The organism is Haloarcula ordinaria (assembly GCF_029338275.1).
Classification (GTDB): Archaea; Halobacteriota; Halobacteria; order Halobacteriales; family Haloarculaceae; genus Haloarcula; species Haloarcula ordinaria.
The window spans coordinates 2,243,508-2,265,783 of the sequence record NZ_CP119789.1 but is presented as its reverse complement, the minus strand read 5'-3'; the positions used below and the strand labels follow the sequence as shown (position 1 = coordinate 2,265,783).

At 66.2% G+C, this 22,276-nt stretch carries 28 protein-coding genes; 21 read left to right on the top strand and 7 right to left on the bottom strand.

Going from position 1 to position 22,276, the window contains the following annotated elements:
• Positions 1 to 22 precede the first annotated feature (22 nt).
• Both P1L41_RS12005 and P1L41_RS12000 read left to right on the top strand, forming a co-directional pair.
• Positions 23 to 1,027, top strand: coding sequence for a sensor histidine kinase (locus P1L41_RS12005; protein ID WP_276295966.1), 1,005 nt, complete (start codon positions 23 to 25; stop codon positions 1,025 to 1,027).
• 167 nt (positions 1,028 to 1,194) lie between these two features.
• Positions 1,195 to 1,431, top strand: a complete 237-nt coding sequence (locus P1L41_RS12000; protein ID WP_276295965.1) for an HVO_2901 family zinc finger protein — start codon at positions 1,195 to 1,197, stop codon at positions 1,429 to 1,431.
• Between the two features lie 51 nt (positions 1,432 to 1,482).
• Here the strand turns inward: P1L41_RS12000 and P1L41_RS11995 are convergent, their stop codons facing one another.
• Complete coding sequence (locus tag P1L41_RS11995; protein WP_276295964.1) at positions 1,483 to 1,920, bottom strand: SRPBCC family protein; 438 nt, start codon at positions 1,918 to 1,920, stop codon at positions 1,483 to 1,485.
• 60 nt (positions 1,921 to 1,980) lie between these two features.
• Between P1L41_RS11995 and P1L41_RS11990 the strand changes: the two genes are divergently transcribed.
• From P1L41_RS11990 to P1L41_RS11965, 6 genes are all read left to right on the top strand, one after another.
• Positions 1,981 to 2,883 carry an ABC transporter ATP-binding protein gene (locus P1L41_RS11990; RefSeq protein WP_276295963.1) on the top strand — a complete coding sequence of 301 codons (903 nt, stop codon included), beginning with the start codon at positions 1,981 to 1,983 and terminating at the stop codon, positions 2,881 to 2,883.
• On the top strand, positions 2,884 to 4,746 hold the full coding sequence (locus P1L41_RS11985; RefSeq protein WP_276295962.1) for an ABC transporter permease: 1,863 nt from the start codon (positions 2,884 to 2,886) through the stop codon (positions 4,744 to 4,746).
• Complete coding sequence (locus P1L41_RS11980) at positions 4,739 to 5,827, top strand: ABC transporter permease (protein WP_276295961.1); 1,089 nt, start codon at positions 4,739 to 4,741, stop codon at positions 5,825 to 5,827. The genes P1L41_RS11985 and P1L41_RS11980 overlap by 8 nt, the downstream gene beginning before the upstream one ends.
• A gap of 42 nt (positions 5,828 to 5,869) precedes the next feature.
• Positions 5,870 to 6,847 (top strand): aldo/keto reductase, encoded by a 978-nt coding sequence (locus P1L41_RS11975; protein WP_276295960.1) that lies wholly within the window; start codon positions 5,870 to 5,872, stop codon positions 6,845 to 6,847.
• Between the two features lie 155 nt (positions 6,848 to 7,002).
• A complete protein-coding gene (locus tag P1L41_RS11970; protein WP_276295959.1) occupies positions 7,003 to 7,434 on the top strand; it encodes a DUF7522 family protein in 432 nt (143 codons plus the stop codon).
• A 116-nt stretch (positions 7,435 to 7,550) separates the two neighbouring features.
• Positions 7,551 to 7,844, top strand: coding sequence for a hypothetical protein (locus P1L41_RS11965; protein ID WP_276295958.1), 294 nt, complete (start codon positions 7,551 to 7,553; stop codon positions 7,842 to 7,844).
• 6 nt (positions 7,845 to 7,850) lie between these two features.
• Here the strand turns inward: P1L41_RS11965 and P1L41_RS11960 are convergent, their stop codons facing one another.
• A complete protein-coding gene (locus P1L41_RS11960; RefSeq protein WP_276295957.1) occupies positions 7,851 to 8,123 on the bottom strand; it encodes a DUF8145 family protein in 273 nt (90 codons plus the stop codon).
• On the bottom strand, positions 8,120 to 8,623 hold the full coding sequence (locus P1L41_RS11955; RefSeq protein ID WP_276295956.1) for a macro domain-containing protein: 504 nt from the start codon (positions 8,621 to 8,623) through the stop codon (positions 8,120 to 8,122). The genes P1L41_RS11960 and P1L41_RS11955 overlap by 4 nt, the downstream gene beginning before the upstream one ends.
• 95 nt (positions 8,624 to 8,718) lie before the next feature.
• Here P1L41_RS11955 and P1L41_RS11950 point away from each other — a divergent pair, with 95 nt between their 5' ends.
• The 6 genes from P1L41_RS11950 (at position 8,719) to P1L41_RS11925 (ending at position 12,931) form a co-directional block, all read left to right on the top strand.
• A complete protein-coding gene (locus tag P1L41_RS11950) occupies positions 8,719 to 9,399 on the top strand; it encodes a YqjF family protein (RefSeq protein ID WP_276295955.1) in 681 nt (226 codons plus the stop codon).
• A 44-nt stretch (positions 9,400 to 9,443) separates the two neighbouring features.
• The gene (locus P1L41_RS11945) at positions 9,444 to 10,142 is read left to right on the top strand and encodes a DUF2071 domain-containing protein (protein WP_276295954.1); all 699 of its coding nucleotides are present in this window, start codon (positions 9,444 to 9,446) and stop codon (positions 10,140 to 10,142) included.
• Positions 10,143 to 10,183: 41 nt separating this feature from the next.
• Positions 10,184 to 10,783 carry a DUF998 domain-containing protein gene (locus P1L41_RS11940; protein ID WP_276295953.1) on the top strand — a complete coding sequence of 200 codons (600 nt, stop codon included), beginning with the start codon at positions 10,184 to 10,186 and terminating at the stop codon, positions 10,781 to 10,783.
• 46 nt (positions 10,784 to 10,829) lie between these two features.
• Positions 10,830 to 11,615 (top strand): HAD-IIA family hydrolase, encoded by a 786-nt coding sequence (locus P1L41_RS11935; RefSeq protein WP_276295952.1) that lies wholly within the window; start codon positions 10,830 to 10,832, stop codon positions 11,613 to 11,615.
• A gap of 71 nt (positions 11,616 to 11,686) precedes the next feature.
• Entirely contained in the window at positions 11,687 to 12,280 is a 594-nt protein-coding gene (locus tag P1L41_RS11930; RefSeq protein ID WP_276295951.1) for a DJ-1/PfpI family protein, read from the top strand.
• A 108-nt stretch (positions 12,281 to 12,388) separates the two neighbouring features.
• Positions 12,389 to 12,931, top strand: coding sequence for a DUF2238 domain-containing protein (locus tag P1L41_RS11925; RefSeq protein ID WP_276295950.1), 543 nt, complete (start codon positions 12,389 to 12,391; stop codon positions 12,929 to 12,931).
• Position 12,932: 1 nt separating this feature from the next.
• On the opposite strand, the gene P1L41_RS11920 is transcribed toward P1L41_RS11925, so the two are convergent.
• Together P1L41_RS11920 and P1L41_RS11915 are read right to left on the bottom strand one after the other, a co-directional pair.
• On the bottom strand, positions 12,933 to 13,535 hold the full coding sequence (locus tag P1L41_RS11920; protein ID WP_276295949.1) for a metal-dependent hydrolase: 603 nt from the start codon (positions 13,533 to 13,535) through the stop codon (positions 12,933 to 12,935).
• Positions 13,536 to 13,643: 108 nt separating this feature from the next.
• Positions 13,644 to 14,990: a PQQ-dependent sugar dehydrogenase gene (locus tag P1L41_RS11915; RefSeq protein ID WP_276295948.1), complete on the bottom strand. Its 1,347-nt coding sequence runs from the start codon at positions 14,988 to 14,990 to the stop codon at positions 13,644 to 13,646.
• Between the two features lie 119 nt (positions 14,991 to 15,109).
• On the opposite strand from P1L41_RS11915, the gene P1L41_RS11910 reads away from it, so the two are divergent.
• The 5 genes from P1L41_RS11910 (at position 15,110) to P1L41_RS11890 (ending at position 18,911) form a co-directional block, all read left to right on the top strand.
• Entirely contained in the window at positions 15,110 to 15,358 is a 249-nt protein-coding gene (locus P1L41_RS11910) for an MTH865 family protein (protein ID WP_276295947.1), read from the top strand.
• A gap of 107 nt (positions 15,359 to 15,465) precedes the next feature.
• Positions 15,466 to 15,615 carry a hypothetical protein gene (locus P1L41_RS11905; RefSeq protein WP_276295946.1) on the top strand — a complete coding sequence of 50 codons (150 nt, stop codon included), beginning with the start codon at positions 15,466 to 15,468 and terminating at the stop codon, positions 15,613 to 15,615.
• Positions 15,616 to 15,689: 74 nt separating this feature from the next.
• A complete protein-coding gene (locus tag P1L41_RS11900; RefSeq protein WP_276295945.1) occupies positions 15,690 to 16,403 on the top strand; it encodes a metal-dependent transcriptional regulator in 714 nt (237 codons plus the stop codon).
• A complete protein-coding gene (locus tag P1L41_RS11895) occupies positions 16,400 to 17,107 on the top strand; it encodes a TMEM165/GDT1 family protein (protein WP_276295944.1) in 708 nt (235 codons plus the stop codon). Before P1L41_RS11900 ends, P1L41_RS11895 begins: the two co-directional genes overlap by 4 nt.
• A 64-nt stretch (positions 17,108 to 17,171) precedes the next feature.
• On the top strand, positions 17,172 to 18,911 hold the full coding sequence (locus P1L41_RS11890; RefSeq protein WP_276295943.1) for an ABC1 kinase family protein: 1,740 nt from the start codon (positions 17,172 to 17,174) through the stop codon (positions 18,909 to 18,911).
• A gap of 18 nt (positions 18,912 to 18,929) precedes the next feature.
• Here the strand turns inward: P1L41_RS11890 and P1L41_RS11885 are convergent, their stop codons facing one another.
• Positions 18,930 to 20,459, bottom strand: a complete 1,530-nt coding sequence (locus P1L41_RS11885) for a cryptochrome/photolyase family protein (protein WP_276295942.1) — start codon at positions 20,457 to 20,459, stop codon at positions 18,930 to 18,932.
• A 203-nt stretch (positions 20,460 to 20,662) separates the two neighbouring features.
• Between P1L41_RS11885 and P1L41_RS11880 the strand changes: the two genes are divergently transcribed.
• Complete coding sequence (locus P1L41_RS11880) at positions 20,663 to 21,199, top strand: halocyanin domain-containing protein (RefSeq protein WP_276295941.1); 537 nt, start codon at positions 20,663 to 20,665, stop codon at positions 21,197 to 21,199.
• Positions 21,200 to 21,322: 123 nt separating this feature from the next.
• On the opposite strand, the gene P1L41_RS11875 is transcribed toward P1L41_RS11880, so the two are convergent.
• The gene (locus P1L41_RS11875) at positions 21,323 to 21,685 is read right to left on the bottom strand and encodes a winged helix-turn-helix domain-containing protein (RefSeq protein ID WP_276295940.1); all 363 of its coding nucleotides are present in this window, start codon (positions 21,683 to 21,685) and stop codon (positions 21,323 to 21,325) included.
• Between the two features lie 212 nt (positions 21,686 to 21,897).
• Here P1L41_RS11875 and P1L41_RS11870 point away from each other — a divergent pair, with 212 nt between their 5' ends.
• The gene (locus P1L41_RS11870) at positions 21,898 to 22,176 is read left to right on the top strand and encodes a halocyanin domain-containing protein (RefSeq protein ID WP_276295939.1); all 279 of its coding nucleotides are present in this window, start codon (positions 21,898 to 21,900) and stop codon (positions 22,174 to 22,176) included.
• Positions 22,177 to 22,276 lie beyond the last annotated feature (100 nt).

Genomic DNA, 22,276 nt, shown 5'->3' with positions numbered 1-22,276 from the left:
CCGCTTTTCGTACCGGCGGAGCGTGAACGAATCGGGTGAGCCACTGCATGTCGCCGTCGTCGGAGACGCCGCGACGGGGTCGGGGGGCCTCGGCACAGCACTCGACGCGGTCGCTGAATGGGCGACCGTCGTAGCAGTAGCAGACGTCGACGCGGTCAGTGACGACTCGGCCGTCGACGCGGTCGTCGTCGCCGACGCCCCGCCGTCGCGGGACGGGCTGGCCGACCTCAAGCAGATCCGCGAGGCCGATCCGACCCTGCCGGTGTTTGTCGCGACCGAGTCCAACGACCCGGACCGAGTCGCCTCGCTGCTCGAGGCTGGCGCGACCGACGTCACGGCACTCGGGGGTTCCGAAGACGTGGCCCGACTCGCCGCCCGAGTCCGAGCACGGTCCGCCTCGCCAGCGGGCGACGGGCGACGCGTCGCCCACCACTGGAGCGAGGTCGCGAGCACCCTCGCACACGACGCGAAGAACCCCCTGAACGTCGTCGTCGGTCGGCTGGACCTGATGGAGCTGGACCCGGTCCACGTGGAGTCGGTGAACCGGTCGGTGACCCGCGTCGACGCGCTGTTGAACGACCTCTCGGCGCTCGGAACGGCGGGACTCCCGGTCACGAACCCTGAAGCGGTATCGGTCGGTGAGAGTGTCGAACGGGTCTGGAACCACCTCGAGACGGAGGGGGCGTCGCTGACAGTCGATGGCGACGTAACCGTCTCGGCCGACCCAGAGCGCCTGCGAACGCTGCTCGACTGCCTCGTCGAGAACGCGCTGGTCCACGGGGGTGACGGCGTCAGTGTCACCGTCGAGGCCACGGACACCGGTTTCGCGGTCGCCGACGACGGCCCAGGTATCCCACCGGAGGACCGCGAGAGCGTGCTCGAACAGGGGTTCGGGACGACGAGCGACAGGGTGGGCTACGGCCTGTTCGTCGCCGCGACCATCGCCGATGCTCACGGGTGGTCCATCGACGTCGGCGAGAGCGAGAGCGGTGGCGCCCGGCTCGAAGTCCGGACCAGTCCGCGGTAAGGTGAGGCGAACCGAGCGACCGCGCCGGCGGAATCACTCCGACCAACCACCGGGAGACGGCGACCCGAGGCCGACTGTCGAGCCCGAAACAGACGGAGTAAGACGGCAGAACCGGCGCTCGTGAACGTTCCGGTGTAGATATAAGGAAGGAATTTGTATTTTCGTCTATGCCCCACACTTGCCGGAACTGCAAGCGGACGTTCGGAACGGAACTCGAACTCGAACTCCACCTGGACACGTGCTCAGCCGGCCAGCTCTACTGCGACGAATGCGGCGGGCGCTTCACAGAGCGGTCGGCGACAGAGGACGGGTGGCACTATCGATGTCCGAACGAGGACTGTGACGGCGAGGGAATCGGCGATGACATCCACAACGTCTCCGACGCGCGCGTAACCAACCAGTAGTCCTGCGGCCCAGTCCCCGGCACGCACCGAATATCCCGAGAGCGGACGCTCTCACGGTTCTGTGGTAGTGCTTTCGGCTGCGAGCGACGCAATCTTCCGGCACGCTCGGGCACAGACCGGCGCGTATCCGCCGGCGAGCAACGGAATCTCGAACACGACCCGTGAGCCGCCGGGCCACTCGTCCACCCGATGTCCAGTCGCCGGAATCCGTGCGACGTCCCACGTCCAGCGATACGGCTCACACGCGGTCACCTCGAAGGGCAGCCAGAGCCCCCCGACGGTCCGAACGCGGCCTGTTGTACCCGATTCGATGTACCGAGTCGCTGCCTCGACGGACGTTATCGAGGGTCCCCAGTCCGGCCACAGTTCCGTATCGGTCAGGACGTCCCAGACGGTGTCACGGGACGCGTCGACAGCGCGGCTGACGACGATGCGCCGTCCGTCAGGTGTCCGTTCGACCGAGACGTCTGTCTCATCGAGTGTGGTCATTATCAGAATCAATAGGCCGGCGCCAAGGTATAGGTTCGTGCCGTCACAACCCCCGCGCAGATGATTGACGCCCGTGACCTTCGCAAGGAGTACGGTGACTTCGTCGCCGTACAGGGCAGTACGTTCTCGGTCGACCGTGGCGAGGTGTTCGGTATCATCGGCCCCAACGGCGCCGGCAAGACGACCACGTTGAAGATGCTCGCCGGCCTGCTGGACCCGACGGGCGGCGAGGCGACGATCGCGGGGCTCGACACCGAGACGACCGAGATGCGCCGCCGCCTCGGCTTTCTCCCCGAGGAATCACCGCTCTACGAGGAGATGACGCCCATCTCCTACCTGGAGTTCTTCGCCGACCTCTACGACGTCGACCCGGACGTCGCCGAGGCGCGGATGCACGAGACGCTGGACGAACTCGACCTGGAGCACCGCGACCGGAAGCTCGGCGACATGTCGAAGGGGATGAAACGCAAGGTCGCCATCGCCCGCTCGCTCATCAACGACCCCGACGTCCTCATCTACGATGAACCGGCGTCGGGACTGGACCCGCTGACGACGAACTACGTCATCGAGTTCACGGAGCGACTCGCCGAGGAGGGCAAGACCATCGTGTTCTCCGCGCACAACCTCTTTCACGTCGAGTCCATCTGTGACCGTGTCGCCATCATGAACGAGGGCGAAATCGTCGCCCGCGGCGACCTGGACGAGCTCCAGGCGGAGTACGGCGAGACCCGGTACCACGTCTACACCACCGTCGACGTCCCGGACGCCGTTCGGGTCAACGGCAACTACGAACGGGTCGTCGAGAGCATGGACGCCGTCGAGGAGACGCGCGAGCAGGCACAGGCCGCGGGCGGTGAAGTGGTCGATATCCGGACCGAGGAGTCCAGCCTCGAAGAGGTGTTCCTCAACGTCGCCGACGCGGGGACCAGGGGCACGCGGTACGTCGAGGAGGACGCGGCGTAGATGGAGTGGGACAAGCTCCTGCGGGTCGCGAAGTGGGAGGTGACGAAGAACGCCGGCGGCGTCGACAGACGAACCGTCGCCATCATGGCGCTCTCCATCGTCGCGATGGGCGCCGTCGCCGCCATCGCCGTCAGCGGCGGCGGCGCGGCACTCGACGACGGCCTCTACCGCGTCGGGGTCGACGAGTCGAGTCCGTTCTACGACGTCGCGGCCGAGGACGGGACGTTCGTCGTCCAGGAGCCGGACCCCGCGGCTGTCGAGCGGCGGGACCAGGAGCTTCTCTTCCGTGGCCCCAGTCTGTTGAGTGTCCCACGGACTCCCAAGGAACGGGCCGCGCTCGACGAGTTCCGGTCGAGTACGGAGCGGTACAACGACCGGACGCTCGCCCGCGACGACAACCAGACGGCCGCGTTCCCCGTTTCGGTGACCGTCGTCTACCGGGAACAGTCCGGCACCGACGTGTTCGACCCGCGTGACGATAGCGACGGCGGCAGTGACGGCGGGGGCGACGGTGGCAGTGGCGGCAGCGACGGCGGGAGCGGTGATGGAGCAGCATCTGGCGGAAGCGGCGGACGTACCGGTGACGGCACCGCGGGCGGTGGTGGAGCGAGCCTGAGCGGCCTGGGTGCCCGGCTGACCGGTGGGGTGACCGGCGGCACGCCCTCCGACATCTCGCCACCATTCCCGTTCGAGTCGCTGGTCCTCGCCTTCCTCTACATCGTCCCGATGAACTTCGTCATCCAGGCCTACGGGTCGTCGATGCTCTCGGAGCGGTTGAACCGCCGAGGCGAACTGCTGCTCGTGACCCCCGCATCCCGGGGCGACATCATCGCGGGCAAGACGCTCCCGTATCTCCTCGGGGCCCTCGGGGTCGCGACGGTCATCACCGCGACGCTTCGCTTCGGCGGGCTCGCCCCCGGTGGGAGTCCCATCTCCGTCCTTGCTGTGGTCCCGCTCGCGATGCTCTTCCTCGCGGCGACGTTCTGCGGGGCGATGTTCGCCCGGTCGTTCAAGGAACTGACCTTCGTGACGGTCACCATCACCGTCTCGCTGACCTCCTACGCGTTCGTCCCGGCTATCTTCACGGACATCACGCCCATCGCGCTCATCTCGCCGTTGACGCTGGTCGTGATGGACCTCACCGGCCAGGCCATCAGCCCCGCAGCGTTCACCTTCTCGACGCTGCCACCGCTGGTGACGGCGCTCGTCCTGTTCGGCCTCGGGGCGGGGCTCTACCGCGAGGAGGACATGTTCACCCAGCGCCCCATTCCGCTGAAGGTGTTAGACGCGCTCTCGGGGCGCATCAAGTCCCGGCGGAGCGCGGCGAAGATGAGCGTCATCCTCCTGCCGTTCGTCGTCGTCGCGGAACTCGTCGCCATCGCGTTCCTCTTCATCCTCGACTCCGTGTCGCTGAACCTCTTTGGCACCAACCAGACGCTCGGCGTCCTGCTCATCCTGGGCGTCGTCGCCGTCGTCGAGGAAGTGGCGAAGAGCCTCCACATCTACGCTGGGTACGACGCCGCGCGGTACGAGCGGACGATTCGGTCCGCACTCGGCCTGGGCGTGCTCTCTGGACTTGGATTCTTCCTCGCCGAGAAAGGGCTGCTCATCGCCCGGCTGTCGAACTTAGAGAGTCTGCCCATCGGCGAGGCGGCGCTCCAGGGGGCGACGCCCCCTGCCGGCGTCCCGTTGTGGCTCGTGGCGTTACTGTTCTTGCTGGCCCCGCTCGTGTTGCACACGGTGACGGCCGCGCTGTCGGCCATTGGGGCGACGCGCGGGCGTACGGGGTACGTCGCCGGCCTCGGAGCGGCCGTCGTGGTTCACTTCGCCTACAACCTCACGGTGGTGACCAGCCTTGTCTGACGGACGCTCGCCGTGGCGCGACCCACGGCTCGTCGTCGCGAAGCGGGACGTCCTCTCGCTGTCTCGCGAGAAGACCATCGTGCTGGCGCTGCTCATCCAGCTGTTCGTCGCCGGGTTCTCGTCGTTCCTCGTGGTCGGCCTGACCTCGCTGTACGACCCCGGCTCGGTCGCCACCCAGGACGTCGAGATGGCGGTAACTGGCGACGCGAGGACCGAACTGCTCGAGGCCGCCGAGGAACAGCAGGGGGCCAGCGCGGTGGCCTACGAGAACCCCGACAGAGCCAGACAGGCGTTCCAGGACCGCCGAGTCGACGCTGTCCTCGTCGGCCAGTACGTCTCGGCGCCCGACGGCGGTGGGCGGACTGTCGACGTCATCGCGACGGTTCCCGAGGGGAGCATCCGCTCGACGCTCGTCGTCGTCGAGGTACGGCGAGTCCTCAACGCACTCGAGCGCCAGGAACGCGTCGAGCGAGCGGCGTCGCTCGACCGGTCACCGGCCCCGCTGCCACAGACCGTCGGTGCGAGTCCCTACTTCGGGTTCACCTACACGGTGCTGATTCCGCTCCTGTTGTTCCTGCCGCCGTTCATCAGCGGCTCCGTCGCCGTCGACACTGTCACCGAGGAGATCGAGCGCGGGACGCTGGAACTGCTCCGCGTGGCACCGGTCTCGCTCCTGGACATCGTCGACGGCAAGGCGCTGGGGATGGTCGTCCTGGCGCCGGTCCAGGCCGTGCTCTGGGTGCTCTTGCTGTCGACGAACGGTATCACCGTCGCGAACCTGGGGACGCTCATCGTGTTCGTCACGGCGGTGGCGCTGCTCGTGGTCACCTTCGGCGTCGTGTTGGGACTGGCGACGAAACGCCGGCGACCCGCACAGCTGTTGTACTCCGTGGTGACGCTGGTCGTGTTCGGTGCTGCGGTCTTGCTCCCCGAACACCCGGCGACGACGGTAGCGAAACTCGCCGTCGATAGCGCTACGTTTGCCACCTACGGCCACGTGCTCGCCACCGTCGCCGTCGCCGTCGGGGCGTACGCGGCCGCCCGTCGGTACGTCGCCACCGTCGACGTCGAAGGCCTCTGAACCGGGTTCTACCTTTTTGTACTCGGCGGCCCCGACGGGGGTATGGAGTACACTACACTCGGCTCGACGGGCATGGACGTCAGCCGCATCTGTCTGGGCTGTATGAGCTTCGGGACCTCCGACTGGCGGGACTGGGTGCTCGACGAACCGGAGAGCCGGGAGATAATCGAGCGAGCCATCGACCTCGGTATCAACTTCTTCGACACCGCCAACATGTACTCGCTGGGCGAGTCCGAGCGCGTCCTCGGGAACGTCCTCGCGGACTACGAACGGGACGCACAGGTCGTCGCCACGAAGGGGTTCTTCCAGATGGACGACGACAACCCGAACTCCGGCGGCCTCTCGCGGAAGGCCCTCGAACAGGAGTGTGCGAACTCCCTCGAGCGGCTTGGAATGGAGACGGTGGACCTCTACCAGATTCACCGCTGGGACTACGAGACGTCTATCGAGCAGACGCTGCGGACGCTCGACGATCTGGTGCGTCGTGGACAGACAAGATACGTCGGCGCGTCGTCGATGTGGGCCCATCAGTTCGCCGAGTCGCTGCAGACCAGCGACCGGGCGGGGCTGGAACGGTTCGCGACGATGCAGAACCACTACAACCTCCTCTATAGGGAGGAGGAACGAGAGATGCTGCCACTGTGTGACCGTGAGAATATCGGCGTCCTCCCGTGGAGCCCCCTGGCCCGGGGCTATCTCACCCGACCACACGAGGCGGTCGAGGCGACCACCCGGGGCGAGGGGGACGATTACGCGAGGGAACAGCCCTACTTCGAGGGCGCCGGTCGCGAGGTCAACGAGCGCGTCGAGGAGCTGGCCGACGAGTACGACGCCTCGATGGCTCAGATAGCCCTGGCCTGGGTCCTGGAGAAAGACTGGGTCGACGCCCCCATCGTCGGCACCACGAGTATCGAACACCTCGAAGCCGCCGTCGAAGCCCTCGATATCGACCTCGCGGCGGACGACGTCGAGTGGCTCGAAGCGCCCTACGAACCTGTCAGAGTGTCCGGACACGAGTGAGGTCAGCTATCGACATCGCCACGGAGTGGCGCAGGGACCGCTGTTGGTCGGCTGAAGCGAAAAACGCATATGAGTCGGTTTGACCGGAGAATTTTCTTATCCTGTAGAGAAATACTGGTACATAACTTTATTATGTACAATTACCTATCAAGGGCATGTACTCTGTTCCGTTCAGCACTGGCATCGACACCCCGTTCGCCGACAGCGTCGTGAGTGCCGCCCGGACGACGCTCGGTGATTCCCTTCGGAGCGTCATCTACTTCGGTGAACACGAGATGGACCTGCTGTACGTCCGCAAGGACCTCTACGAGACAGAACAGGGTGCGATGGAGGTCAAATCACGGCTCGTCGAGTTCGAGCGGATCGGCTTCGACGAGGCACCGATCCGCTCGGTGCTCTCGGTCCCCAACGACCCCTCGAGCATCGGGACCTACGAGTTCACGGTCCGTATCCACGACGACGGGTACGTCATCCGTATCCTCGGCGACAGCGTCGGCGTCCTCCTGACGACGGACGAGATGGACGTCGAGGCCTTCGAGGATGCCGCGGAAGCCATCACGAGGCTCCTGAAGGACCCCGTCGGCTGAGTATCGACACCCACAGCCATAGCGCGTGGGGAATCTTGGCTCAGTTGGCCCGAGGACCGGCTGGTGTCAACTATTATATAGGCCGGCCTCATCTGTTTACATGTGGTGTGTTAACTATGACCGCGTCACAGACAGACGAGCGGACGAGGTCAGCGCCGACGCGTAGTCCGGACGGCAGACAGGGCGTGCCAGTCGACCCCGTCGAGCACTACATCACCGGCTTCGTCGGCTTCACCGTCACGCTCGTTGGCACCGCGATGCTGTACCCTACCCTGGCGGCGGCCAGCGACGTCCTGCACTACCTCTCCTCGACCCTGCTGCTGTTCGCGTTCCTGGCCGCCTGGCTCCTCGTCTGGCTCTCGCTCGAAGTCCTGTGGGAGTGGCGCGCCGGACGGCTGACGGTGACGTGACGACAATCAGGGCACGCGCCCGCCGACTTCGCCGGGGGACGCCGTCCCCGCCTGCTCGTGGGTGTGATGGAAGAACCGTACCAGCGGGGCCCCGTCGTCGTCACTGACCGGTTGGAAACAGACGCGTCTGAACCGCTCGTTGTCGAGCAGGTTGACCATCAGTCCCTCGTCGTGCACCGAGACCGACTCGAAGTCGGCCCCGCAGACCGGACAGCGGACCGGACCGTCACGCCCGCTCTCGCCGGTCTGCCGTGTCTCCTCGCTCGACTGGTCCGTCACGCGTCGCGAACCTCGCTTGCGACGCGCCGGATGCGCTCGTAGTCCTCGTCCGAGTACGCGATGAGACGGACGTCCGAGAGTTTCGTGGCGTCGAAGTCGCTGATGGTCTCACAGATGATGCGGACACCCTCCTCGAAGTCGAAGCCCGCGATGCCACAGCCGATAGCCGGGAGTACGAGCGACTCACAGTCCAGTTCGTCGGCCTCGACGAGCGCGTTTCGCGTCGCGTCCCGGATACTCTCGGCCGTCGAGGACCCACCCGGCGGCATCGCCGCCGCGTGAATCACGTACGTCGCGTCGAGGTCGTACGCGTCCGTCGTCGCGACGCCGCCGAGGTCTACCGGCCCCTTCGAGACGGCCTCGTCGTTCAGGCCGGAGCCCGCTGCGCGTTTGAGCGCGCCGGCGACGCCGGACCCCATCCGGAGGCTCGTGTTCGCGGCGTTGACCAGTACGTCCGCCGACTGGACGGCGATGTCGCCCTGGATGACCTCGAACTCCATACGAGGGCTGTCGGCCGCCGGGCGCAAAAGGGTTGCCGAGGGTGTGGGGCGAAGTCTCACGACAGGACGAAAGTCCTGGAAGCCCAAGCGCACGTATGAACGTTCTCCGGATGCGCTGGCGCGACGTCGGCTTCCTCCACTGGCCGGTCGACCCGGCTGTCGTCGCTCGGACACTCCCCCCACCATTGACCGTGGACACGTACGACGGGAACGCCTACCTCGGGGTCGTCCCGTTCCGAATGGCCGACATCAGGCCGCGTGGCAGCCCGGTCGGGCGCTCGTTCGACGAGTTGAATCTGCGGACCTACGTCCGTGTCGACGGGCACCCGGGCGTGTACTTCTACAACCTCGACGCCGACGACGCGCTCAGCGTTCGGCTCGCCCGTCGGCTGTTCATGTTGCCATACTACCCGGCCGAGATGACAGTCGAAACCCGTGACGGGACCGTCGTGTTCCGGAGCGAACGGCCCGGTGGCGACGCCCCGACCGCCCGGTTCGACGTCACGTATCACGGCGACGACGACCCCTCGGCACCCGCACCACAGAGCCTCGAGCAGTTCCTCGTCGAACGGTACCGGTTCTACGCCGAGAGCACCGACGGGACGGTCTACTACGCCGATATCGCACACGACCCGTGGCCTCTGGAGGGTGGCACCGCGGACGTCCGCCGCAACGAGCTGTTCGACGTCAACGGGTTCGAGTACCCCGCGGGCGAGCCGATAGTGCACTACAGTTCCGGCATCGACGTGACCGCCGGCGTACTGCACAAACTGTAGCCCGCGAGCGCTACACTGATTGTCACGCTGCCCCAAGCGACTGTGTGGTCTCGGTCACTCCACTCCGGACGTCGCTCGTCGACATCTGTTTCTGTCACTGGCCGGTCGGCCGCGATGCCCTCGCCCGGGTCGTACCCGACTGGCTCACTGTCGAGACTATCGACGGCGACGCCTGGGTCTCGGCCATCCCCCACACTGTCGAACGCGTCGAGGCGTTCGGCATCGACCTCACGAGCCCGGCCCCCGCGGTCAACGTCCGGACGTACGTCCGTGGTCCGAACGACCAGCGCGGCGTCTACTTCCTCGCGCTGTACTCGGGCGACCAGTTCACGACGGAGACGGCGTCCCGCGTGCTCAGACTCCCCTATCGACGGGGACGGCTCGAAGTCCACGAGAAGTCTGACGGCGCTGTTCGCCGGACGCTCGATGTCGAGGGACGGCGTGCGATGGATGTCGAGTACAGTCCCACCGCTGGGGAAGGAACGACGGCACCACCGGATTCGCTCTCGGCCTTCCTCGTCGAACGGGACCGGTACTTCACGACCGGTGCCTTCGGCGTGAGACTCTCCGGGAGCGTCGGGCACGACCCCTGGCGACTCGCCCCCGTCGAGGCGACGGTCGACGGCGCGCTCCTGGAGACTATCGGCCTGGCCCGGACGGACGAGCGACCGCTGGTCCACTACAGCCACGGGATGGACATCGACCTCGCGCCGCCGACGCCCCTGGTCGAAAGTCAGCGCTGATGACGAACAGTTAACAGCCCGCGCCGAGTGGTGCCGACGCAATGAGCCCGGCCAGCCGGTTACAGACGAGCGTGGCGGCGGGACTCGCCTCGGTGGTGACGACCAACGTAGCGATTCTAAGTGCCGTCGTCGCGTCACCGTCGTTCAGCTGGTCGGAGAACGCACTCTCGAACCTGGGTCAGCCCGGGACGGCGGTCGCGACACCGGTGACGACGGCGCTGTTCAACGGCGGACTCGTGCTTGGCGGCGTGCTCGGCGTCGGGTTCACGGTCGCGCTCTGGGCGGTGGCCGACAACCACGTCCAGCGACTCGCGGTCCCGCCGTTCGCCGGTGCCATGGTCGCGATGGTCGGCGTCGGGGTCTTCCCTCAGTCGCAACCACTGCACGCGCCAGCGGCCATCGGTCTCTACCTGCTCTCGATGGTCGCGATGTCGTTCGACGGGACGGGCGCACTCATCGCCGGGGCCGTTCGACGCGGCGTCGCGACGCTCGCCCTGGTCGTCGTCCACGTCGGCGTCTGGTGGTGGTGGAGCACTGGTGGCCCGATTCTCAGGGCCGGGCTGGCGGTTCCGGAGATCGCCGGCGCGCTGGTCATCACCGGCTGGGTCGTGCTGGTGGCGCTGAGCGCGCGCGGGGACTGACTCGAACGAGACGCACTTTTCCCCGTCGGGCGCATACTGGCGCAAGATGACCTACGGGGGCGTAATCCTCGACCTGGACGGCACAGTCTACCGCGGCGACTCGCTCATCCCGGGCGCGACGGACGCGGTCGACGAGATTCGACGCCGAGACGCAGCGGTCTGCTTCTTCTCGAACAATCCGCTCCACGACGGCACGGAGTACGTCGAACGGCTGGACGGCCTCGGTGTCGACGCCCGTCCCGGCGAGGCGTGTTCCTCCGCCGTCGTCACCTGCGACTACCTCGATTCCACGCATCCCGGTGAGTCGGTGTTCGTCGTCGGCAGCGACGAACTCCGGACACACGTTCGGCGGACCGCTACGGACATCGTCGAGGACCCGGCGGCCGCCGACGTCCTGCTGGCCTCCTGGACCGACTCGTTTCACTACCGGGACATGGTCGCGTCGCTCCGCGCGATAGACGACGACACGGTGTTCCTGGGGACCGACCCCGACCGGACGTTTCCGGACGCCGACGGGAACGCCGTGCCGGGTTCGGGGGCGATTATCCGGGCGATAGCCGGCGTCGTCGAGCGCGAACCGGATACGATTCTCGGGAAGCCCTCCCAGGTGGCCGTGGACGCCGCACTGGAGCGCGTGGGTCGCCCGGCAGAGGAGTGTCTCATCGTCGGTGACCGACTCGACACGGACATCGCGATGGGCGAGCGGGCCGGGATGACGACGGCGCTAGTCATGACCGGCGTCACCGACGAAGACGACCTGGCCCGGAGCGACGTGCGACCGGACTACGTCATCGACTCGCTGGCAGACGTGGGGCGGGTCTTCGAGCGATAAATCATTTTCTTGATGATAATTCACCTCTGTCTTTATTTCTTCCGGGCGAGAAGGATAGTTCGGTGACACCAATGGGCAAAAACATCCTGATGATAGTCGGTGACTTCGGCGAAGACGCCGAGATATTGGTTCCGTTCCAGGCACTCCAGATGGTCGGCCACGAGGTCCACGCGGTCTGTCCGGACAAGGAAGCCGGCGAGAAGGTGAAAACGGCAATCCACGACTTCCGTGGCGACCAGACGTACATGGAGGCGCGTGGGCACGACTTCGAGCTCAACGCGACGATGGCCGACGTCGACCCAAGCGACTACGACGCACTGGTCGTCCCCGGCGGCCGGGCACCGGAGTACCTGCGGACATACGAGGAAGTCATCGAGGCGGTCCAGCACTTCTTCGAGGCCGACAAGCCAGTCGCGGCGCTCTGTCACGGCCCACAGATTCTCGCCGCCGCGGGAGTCCTCGACGGGTACCAGGCGACGTCGTATCCGGCCTGTCGCCCGGAGTGCGAGGCGGCCGGCTGTTCGTGGGTCGACGGCGTCGTCCGCGACCGGAACCTCGTCACCGGGCAGGCCTGGCCGGACCACCCCGAGTGGCTCGCCGAGTTCATGACGGTCCTCGGCGACGAGGTCTCCCACGGCGACGCGGCTGTGCTCGCCGACGACTGACCTGGAATCCGGGCGAAACGCCTTTTCTGACGCCGACCCTCAGTAGCCAGTAGATCACCCGTGTTCTCGCCATCGGCTCCCAGACTCGCCGAGGAAGGAGAGCGGAGCATGCGCATCTCGCTCGTCGTCCTCTTCGTCATCGCGCTCCGACGGCGGAGCTGGGGGGCCGCAGTGAACGCGCTGCTCGCGCTCGCGGGGACGTTCCTGCCTGGCATCCTAGAGTCCACCTACGACGTCGAGTTCCGCCCCTGGCAGCGCCTGTACGCCAGCTCGGCGATGGTCACACACGCCGTCGGGATGCTCGGACCGTACGACGACACCTGGTGGTGGGACCACCTTACCCACACGCACTCGGCGACGCTCCTCGGCGGCCTCGTCCACGTCGTCACTCGCCGCCGCGGGGCGGACCCGACGGTGAACGTCCTCGGCGTCGTCGGTGTCGCCGGGGTCCTGTGGGAACTCGGCGAGTACGCGATACACTACACGGCCGAGGCACTCGGCATCGAGCCGGTCCTGATGACCTACGGGACGCGGGACACGATATTCGACCTCTGCTTCAACCTCCTCGGCGCGCTGGTCGTCCTGGCGTTCGGTGACGAGTGCCTCGAGAATCTCATCGACCGGGGCGAGACAGGCGACGGCGAGGCCTGACTTACCCCTCGATGAATCGCTCCGGGACGTAGCCGTACAGCGGTGCCGGGACGCACTTGAGCGCGAGTCCGGCGAGCAGCGGGATCTTCCGGCGGACCAGCGCGTACGTCAGCGAGACGAGCATGGCCCCGACGACGAGCAGTTCCACCGACCCGTCTGCAACGACGAGCGATGGGACCGCGACCGCAGTGGCGACGACGGCGTCTTCGGGGGCCCCATCGTAGCGAATCCACCGTCGAGGGCGGTGCCAGCGGTTCCGGAAGTGGTCGTACACCGCCCGCTCCGACCCGGCCTCCCACGGCCGAAGCTCCAGGCCGCCACCGAAGATGTCCATCGTCGAGTGCAGGGCCGCGCCAAGGGTGAAGAAGAACAGGCCCACGGTGAAGGGGCTGCTCCCGACGAACACCAGTAGTCCGGAGACGGCGACGACCGGCCAGTAGTACGTCGGGAAGTGCAGCGTCTTCCGATGGCCGAAGTACAGGTCCAGGTCCGGGAACACCCCACCCGCGAAGGCCCCCACCAGCGCGACGCTCGCGGACTCGGGGTTGGTGAAGGCGAACAGCGACGCGACCGCCACCGCGACGAGCGCGTGTGTCGTTGCCATCATCTCTACCGAACGTAAGCCAATTCCGACGTAAAACCGTATCGGCAGACGTGGTAGCACACGGACCGGACGGACAACGAGCCGAGACTATCGACCGGTCTCCTGTTCTCACGCCCCGCGAATCCGATGGACCACGCCGCTGTCCCCGCTCACACCGCCCCCATCCGTCGTACAGACGAGCAGTTCGCCGTCGGGCATCCGGCCGAACGAGAGGACGTTCGACCCAAAGTCGTCGCCGTTGATCGGCACCGTTTGGACCGGCCACCGCTCTGACTCGCGTTCGCTCGCGACGAACAGCCGACCGCTCACCCGCCAGTCCGCGAAGACGTAGCGTCCCTGGAGGTCGGGAATCGACGCCCCGTCGTAGAGGTAGCCGCCGATGACCGACACGCCGGACACCTCGGCCCCGCCGTGCGGGTACTCGATTATCGGGTCCAGCAGCGGGTCGCCGTCCGGTGTCTCCGACGGACACTCAGACGCGTTGTAGCACTGTGTCGCCTCACGGACGTTCCACCCGTAGTTCCCGCCGCGTTCGACGACGTTCACCTCCTCGAACTCGTTCTGGCCGACGTCGGCGACGAAGAATCGTCCCGCCGGACCGAAGGAGAACCGCCACGGGTTCCGGAACCCCCAGGCGTACTGCTCGTCGAGGCCGGGCTCGTCGACGAGCGGATTGTCGTCCGGAATCCCGTAGGCGTCGCCGCTCGGCACGTCGTCGACGTCCAATCTGAGGATGCTCCCGAGGAGGTTGTCGGTGATATCCTGTCCGTTCCCGCCGTCGACGGCGTCGTACCAGTCGTCGACGTGTCCTCGGCCCTGGTCGCCGCCCGCGCCACCGTCGCCGACGGCTACGTAGAGATAGCCGTCCGGACCGAAGGCAATGGCCCCGGCGTTGTGGTTCGACTGGGGCTGTGGGATCTCGAGTACCGTCCGTTCGCTCGACGGGTCGACGGTGCCCTCGCTGACCTGGAACGCGGCCAGGACGAACGTGTGGGAGTAGTTCTCGGGCGTCCCGTCCCGTCGTGGAGCGCTGTACCTGACGAACAGTCGCCCGTCGCCGTCGTAGTCCGGGTGGAGGGCCAGACCGAGCAAGCCCCGTTCGTCGTAGCCACCGACGGTGACCATCCGGTCCCGGACGTCGAGGACCGTCTCTCGCTCGCCGTCGGAACCGATTCGCGAGACGGTACCGGCCTGGTCGGCGATGAAGTACTCGGTGGGGCGTGGGACCGCGACGTCAACGGGTGCGGTGAGCCCGTCGGCGACCGGTTCGGTCCGGAGTTCGAGTGACTCGAGTGATTGGTTCGACTGTCCGTCTGTGGGGCCCGCTCTGGTTCCGTCGCCGGAGTCTCCCGCTGCATCGGGGGACGCTGAACCGCTGGGCCCGACACACCCTGCCAGGCCACCCAGTGCGAGTACGCCGGCGCGAAGGAACTGCCGTCGACGCTGTGGGACCATAGCCGTCGTTAGGGACGGAGGGACAAGAACCTGAACGACGCGAATAAACTTCCAACAACGGAATAGTGTCGCGTCTTCGAACCTTTTATGCAACGTGTGGCGCTACAGTGAGACGAACAATGGTAGACAAAGCAGACCTCCGAGAGCAGTTCGTCGAGGCGTTCGAGGGCGCAGACTACCCCATCTCCAGTCCGATGGACCTCGTCCCGGCCCTGCCGGGCGGTCCGTCGACGAAGTTCGAATCGGGCGACTTCTCGATGACGGCGATGGAACTCAACACGAAGCTCGACGGCGAGTTCCCCTACGAGAACGTCGACGAGTTCGTCGACGACGTGATGACCTCCCTCGAGGACCAGGACCTCATCTGAGTGCCCTCTCGGAGCCATCTCGTATCGCCGGTCGCCAGTCCCACCTATAGTTACCGGACCGACTCCCCGCCTCGCCGTTTTATCACTACCCCGCCCTAACTCGGGGTATGTTCGTCACCCCGCTGGTCGATACGCTCGTCAGCACCTTCGGGCCGTTCCTGATTCCGGCGACGTTGTTTCTCCTCGGCGCTATCGGCTATCTCTTCCTCTATCTGCTGACGCGGACGCGAACAGAGACCTACACTGCCGACGAGTGACTAGCGCGCTCCCGTGTCACGACGCGCGACTCAATACCACCATATTTTTGAATTAGACGCGTCTAATTCGCGGTATGCTGAGCGCGAAGATGGAGGACTATCTGAAGGCTATCTACCGCCTGGAACGGGAGGACGGGGGGGCGGTGTCCACCTCCAGACTCGCCGAGACCCTCGACGTGACCCCGCCGACGGCGACGAGCATGGTCGAGAAGCTGGCAGAGCGAGGACTCGTCGACCGCGAGAAGTACAAGGGGGTGACGCTGACGCCGGAGGGCGAGACCGTCGCCCTGGAGGTCATCCGCCATCACCGCCTCATCGAGACGTTCCTGAGCGAGGAACTGGGCTACGACTGGGCCGAGGTACACGAGGAGGCCGAGATTCTCGAACACCACATCAGCGAGGAGTTCGAGCGTCGCGTCGCCGACAGGCTCGACCAGCCGGCCGTCGATCCGCACGGTGACCCGATTCCCAACGACGCGCTCGAACCCATCGACGACGCGGGCGAGTCCTCGTTGGCCGACCACGACGAAGGCGACCACCTGGAGGTCGTCCGGGTCCGCGACCGGGATTCGGAGGAGCTCACCTACCTCGACAGACAGGGCATCACTCCGGGGACCCGGTTCACCGTCGAAGAGGTCGCGCCCATCGGGATGATGACGGTCCGAATCGACGGCACCTCGACCGTCTCGCTCCCCGACCACATCACCGAGGCGATCCAGGTTCGGCCGCTCGAAGCGACCGGCGCGGATACGGTCAGTCGCGGCCCCGACGAACGCTCACAGACATGACGGAAGCCACCTGGCTCGGCGTCGCCCTCATCGCGGCAGGCGCCCAGCTGGCCGTCCTCCCGGGCGAGAAGGTCCAGTTCATCATCGCTGGCCTCTCGACGCGGTTCAGTCCGGCACTGGTCGTCGCCGCCGCGGGGAGCGCCTTCGCCGGCTGGACGGCCGTCGAAATCTGGCTCGGTCAGCGGGTTACTGAACTGCTGCCAGGTATCTATCTGGACGCCCTGACGGCGGTCTTGTTCGTGGTCTTCGCCGTCCTGCTCGTCCGGTCGGCCCCCACTGCGGGAGGGCTCGAGGGCGACAGTCCGGCAGGATACCTGACTGACGGTGGTGAAATCGACGTCCGACTCCCCGTCGTCGACGTGCGCGTCCCGAACAGACTCGGCGGCTTCCTGCCCATCTTCGCGATGATGGCCTTCGGCGAGTTCGGCGACAAGACGCAGATGATTACCATCACGCTCGCGACGCAGTACGCCGCGCATCCGACGGCGCTCTGGACTGGCGAGATGCTGGCGATACTCCCGGTGAGCATCGCGAACGCGCTGTTCTTCCATCGGTTCTCCAACGCGTTCGACCTCCGGAAGGCCCACTTCGTCGGCGCGGCCCTCTTCCTGTTTTTCGCGCTCGACTTCGCCCTCTCGGTGACGGTGGGCGTCTCGCTCTGGGAGACTGCAGTCGGTCTCGCTGCCGAGCAGATACCGCTGTGAGACACCCCGTAGAGATTACCCCGTTCCAGTACACTCATCTGTCACGCGCCCCGAACCCACGGTAGTGAGTGAGTCCGCCGGTGCAGGAGAACGCACGTCCTCGAGCGCCAGCACCCAGCCGACCGGACTCAGCGTGACGCTGCGGGCGCTCTGGCGGACGGGCGTCATCGTCTGGCAGTTCGTTCCGCTGGTGCTCGCCTGGGCCCGCGACAGGCGGCGGTTCATCTTCTTCGGTCGGTCGCGCTCCGTCTCGTCGACCGAGCGGACCCGCCGCGCCCGCGAACTCAAGACCACCTTCGTCGAACTCGGGCCGGCGTTCATCAAACTGGGCCAGATGCTCTCGACCCGGCCCGACGCGCTCCCGGAGGAGTACGTCGAGGTCCTGGCCGAGCTCCAGGACCGGGTTCCCCCCGACGACTGGGCCGACATCGAGCGCGTCATCGAGAGCGAGCTCGGCCCCATCGAACAGCACTTCGACGAGTTCGAGACGACGCCCATCAGCGGTGCGTCGCTCGGGCAGGTGTACGTCGCCGAGTGTGGTGGCGAGACGGTCGCCGTGAAAGTGCTCCGGCCCGGTATCCGCGAACGGGTCGAATCCGACCTCCGGGTGCTGTCCGTCCTGCTACCGATCTTGACTCGCGGCGCGCCACCGGGACAGGCCTTCACCCTGGAGAACGTGGCCGAGGAGTTCGCCGCGACCATCCGCAGGGAGATGGACTACGGGCACGAGGCCCGGATGCTTCAGACGGTCGGGAGAAACTTCGCAGACAGCGACGACATCGCCATCCCGTCGGTTCGTGAGACCCACAGCACCGGTCGGTTGCTGACGATGACGTACGTCGACGGGGTGAAGATTGACGAGGTGGAACGGCTGGACGAGCTGGCCATCGACCGCCGGGAGGTGGTCCGGCGCCTGGAGGAGGTGTACATCCAGATGATCGTCGAGGACGGTGTCTTCCACGCCGACCCGCACCCGGGGAACCTGGCTGTCCAGCCCGACGGGACGCTCGTCTTCTACGACTTCGGGATGACCGGCTCTCTGGGTCCCCAGACTCGGGAGCAGTTGATGGAGTTCTACATCGCGCTGGCGGCCGACGACGTCGAACGGGTGATGGACGCGTTCGTCGCGATGGGGGCGATGGACCCACACGCCAACCGCGAGGTGATGCGGGAAGCGTTCGAGATCGCCATCGAACAGTTCCGCGGCGAGGACATCAGCCAGTACCGCATCGAGGAGCTCGTCGGCCAGTTCGAGGAGCAGCTGTACGAGTTCCCGATGCGCCTCCCCCAGGACCTCGCACTCGTGGTCCGCGTGACGACGGTTCTGGAGGGCGTCTGTCGGACGCTGGACCCCGAGTTCGACTTCATCGACATCATCACCGAGTACGTGATGGAGGAGGGTGCGGCGGAGGCCGGGACGGCCGTTCGCGAGGAACTCACGAACACCGTCCGGGCGACGAGTCGGGCACTGGTTCGCGTGCCGCGAGGCCTCGAAACGGCGCTCGATACCGCGAGTCGCGACGACCTGCTCGTCCAGGCGCTCATGGAGGATAGCGGGGGACTAACTACCCGCATGGCTCGCCGACTCCTGCTGGGGCTCGTCCTGAGCGCCGGTGTGCCAATCGTCGCGTTCCTCTACACCCGCGGGACCCCGGTCGCACTGTGGACTGCGGTGGCACTGACGACGCTCGCTGGCGGGACACTCCTCCTCTCGTTCCGACGCCAGCGCGGGCCACGGCTGTCACAGCCACAGTTCACCCGTCACGAGCTCCGTCAGCGGCGACAGACCGACCCCGAGGAGTGAGTGCTGGTCCGGTGGGGCCTAGAGGTCCCCGCGTTCGGCCTTCGACCGGACGTCGTCGGCGCGCTCACGGATTGCCGCTCGTTCCCCGTCGTCCTTGTTGTCGAGGTGATTGTAGACGAGCCCCATCCGGTGGTTCGACCGGAGTCGGTTCTCGTTGCGGTCGAGGAACTCCCAGTACAGCGCGTTGAACGGACACGCACCCTCGCCGGTCGCCTTCGTCTTGTCGTAGGGACACCCCGAACAGTAGTCGCTCATCCTGTCGACGTAGTTGGCCGAGGCGGCGTAGGGTTTCGTCGCGAAGACGCCGGCACCGAACAGCCCCATCTCGACGACGTTCGGCGTCGTCACCCAGTGGAAGGCGTCGACGTACCCCGCGTGGAACCAGCGGTTGAGCTGCCGCGGTTCGACGCCGTAGACGAGCCCGAAGTTCGAGAGGAGCATCAGGCGCTCGATGTGGTGGGAGTAGCCGCGTCTCCGCACACCGTCCACGACGTCTGACAGGCACGCCATCTCCGTGTCGCCGGTCCAGTAGAACGCCGGCAGGTCCTCGTCGGCGCCGAGCTGGTTCGCCTCGGCGAGCGCGGGCATCTCCCGACGATAGACGTGGCGGAGGAACTCGCGCCAGCCGAGTATCTGTCTGACGAAGCCCTCGACGCTGTAGAGTGGCGCGTCGCCGTCCTCGTAGGCGGCAATCGCCCGCTTGATGACCTCTGCCGGACCGAGCAGGCCGAGATTGAGCGACGTCGACAAGAGGCTGTGGCCCATCGCCCACTCCGACCGGCGCATCGCGTCTTGGTACGGGCCGAACTCGGTCAGCCGGTTCTCGACGAAGTCGTCGAGCGCACGGACGGCCTGCCGACGCGTCACCGGCCACCTGAACGTCTCCGGGTCGGCCCAGTCTCCGCCGTAGGGTTCCGCGTCGTACCCGCCGGCGAACGTCTCTCTGACCCACGCTGCGGTGTCGCGGGTCAACTCGTCAGGCTCGAAGTTCGGTGGTTCCGGGGCCGTCCAGTCGTCCGGCGGCGTCTCTCGGTTCTCCTCGTCGTAGTTCCACGACCCGCCGACTGGTTCGCCGTCGGCCATCAGATAGCCAGTCTCGCGGCGGAGAAACCGGTAGAAATCCTCGTGCCGGTATCCGTCTGCGTCGCCGGCCCACTCGTCGAACATAGCGCGCGAACAGCAGAACCGCTCGTCGGCGACGAACTCGACGGACCCACCTGCCGACTCGACCATCGCTTCGAGCCGCGTTCGTTCACTCGGCGTCGGTGGCGACGGGGTCACCAGTGTCTCCCCAGGATACGCCTCGAAGTACGCTTCCAGGCCTTCCCTGAAGCTTCCGACCGAGTAGTACTCGACACGTCGGCCGGCCTCGCGCAGCTCGTCGCGGAAGTGCCGCATCGCGCTGAACACCAGCGTGAGCTTGTGGGGGTGGTAGGGGAGCTTCCGTCCGAACGATTCCGACTCCACCAGCAGGACCCGGTCGTCCGGCCGGTCTGCGAGCGGGCCGCGCCGTCGCACGAGGTGGTCACCGCGAAGCCAGACGGTCACGGTTCAGCGCTCCAGTTCATCGGCAGACTATAGGCCTCGACAGGCATCAATCCTTGGCTCGGTTCGGTTAGTAACAGGAGTGATACATCCAGGAATAATCGTGACTGATTCCTGCATAATTCGCCGATTACGGCAGTTTACCGCCTTCTGACGCGGTTTGAAAACGACCGCCTTTTATGTCTTCAAGGCCAACAGATACGTGTATGCAAACCAACCTGGATCGACGGACGTTCCTCCGTAGTACCGCCGCTGTCTCGGTCGCTTCGGTGCTCGCTGGCTGTGGCGGGTCCGGTGGTGACGGCGGGGACGGCGGCGGTGACGGCGGCGACGGCGACAGTGACGGGAGCAGCGACGGTGGTTCGGGTGGCGACGGCGGAAGCGGCGCCAGCAGCGAAGTCCAGGAGTACCTGAGCGACACCTCGAACTTCGACGGGCAGGTCCAGGACATGACCGGCCAGGACGAGGTGTCGGTCACCGTCGGCGCGGAGGGCAACGGCGGGGCCTTCGCCTTCGGACCCGCAGCCGTGTCGGTCTCGACCGGCACGACGGTGGTCTGGGAGTGGAACGGCGAGGGCGGCACGCACAACGTCGTCGACGAAGACGAAGCGTTCGACTCCGGACCCGCCGTCGCCGAGGAGGGGACGACGTTCGAACAGACGTTTGAGGAGTCCGGGACCTTCCTCTATCAGTGTACCCCCCACGCGACGCTGGGGATGAAAGGCGCCATCGTCGTCGAATAGCGGTCGCCGGAGTCTCAGTGATCGATTGCGAGCCGAGCGCCACCTTTGGCGACCACTGATATCAGTGTTCTGAGCGATAGCGTCACTATCCTGAGACTGAGTACGCCGAGTGGGCTGCACCGGTCATAGTTCCTCACCGATTCTGGTCCAGAGGCGTGCGAGGCGCTCGGACGGTGATTCGCGGTCCGCGAACAGGTCGACGTCGAACTGCTCGTCGCCCTCGATCGTGACGAAGATACCTGCGCAGTCCCGGACGTACGTCGTCGTATGGTGCCCGTCGGACCGCAGTTCCGTCCGGTCGTCCACCAGTCCGGCCTCGCACAGCTGCTGGAGTTTCCGGTACGTGGTGGTCTGGGGCAACTCACACGCGTTCGCGACGGCCTTCGCCGGCAACGGCTCGTCGAGTGTCGCGAGGATGCGGCGACAGTCGCGGTCTGCGAGCGAGTCGAATATCGGCTGCTGATCTGGCTGCTCCTCTCGTGACACGCGGGGACACTCCTTGTCCGAGGGGCGGTGGTGGGGGCTGTTTGGGGGCGATAGCGGACGAAGCGGCAGTTCAGGGCTGCTATCTCGGACCTATCACGCGGAGGACTGTCAACGTGACGGTCAGACTGGTGCCCGCCCGGCAATTCGTATTCGAGTCGAAACTACCTGTACAGTAAAGGGTGGTCGCCGATTTTCAGAGTCTGGAAAGGAGGGTGCCCCTTTTCGACTGCCCGGAGACAACCATTGCCCTGCAATGCGACTCCCCACCTGTCCTCCGCGTCCGGACGGGGACGACCGTCGTCTGGGAGTGGACCGGGAACGACGGGGGGCACAACGTGGCGTTCGATGACGCCGATATCGAATCAGACGACGTGAGTCCAGAGCAGGGACGCACCTTCGAGCACACGTTCGACGCGGCTGGGACGTATCGCTACTACTGTGCCCCGCATCACGCCCTCGGGATGCGTGGGGCGATTATCGTCGAGGAATAACCGCCTGGTCACGGGCCGGATATTCGGCGGTTCCGAATCGGACCAAGAAGTGAGCCCCCTCCGTTCGGGGCTGCGACTGACAGAATCTGAATCTCTCCCA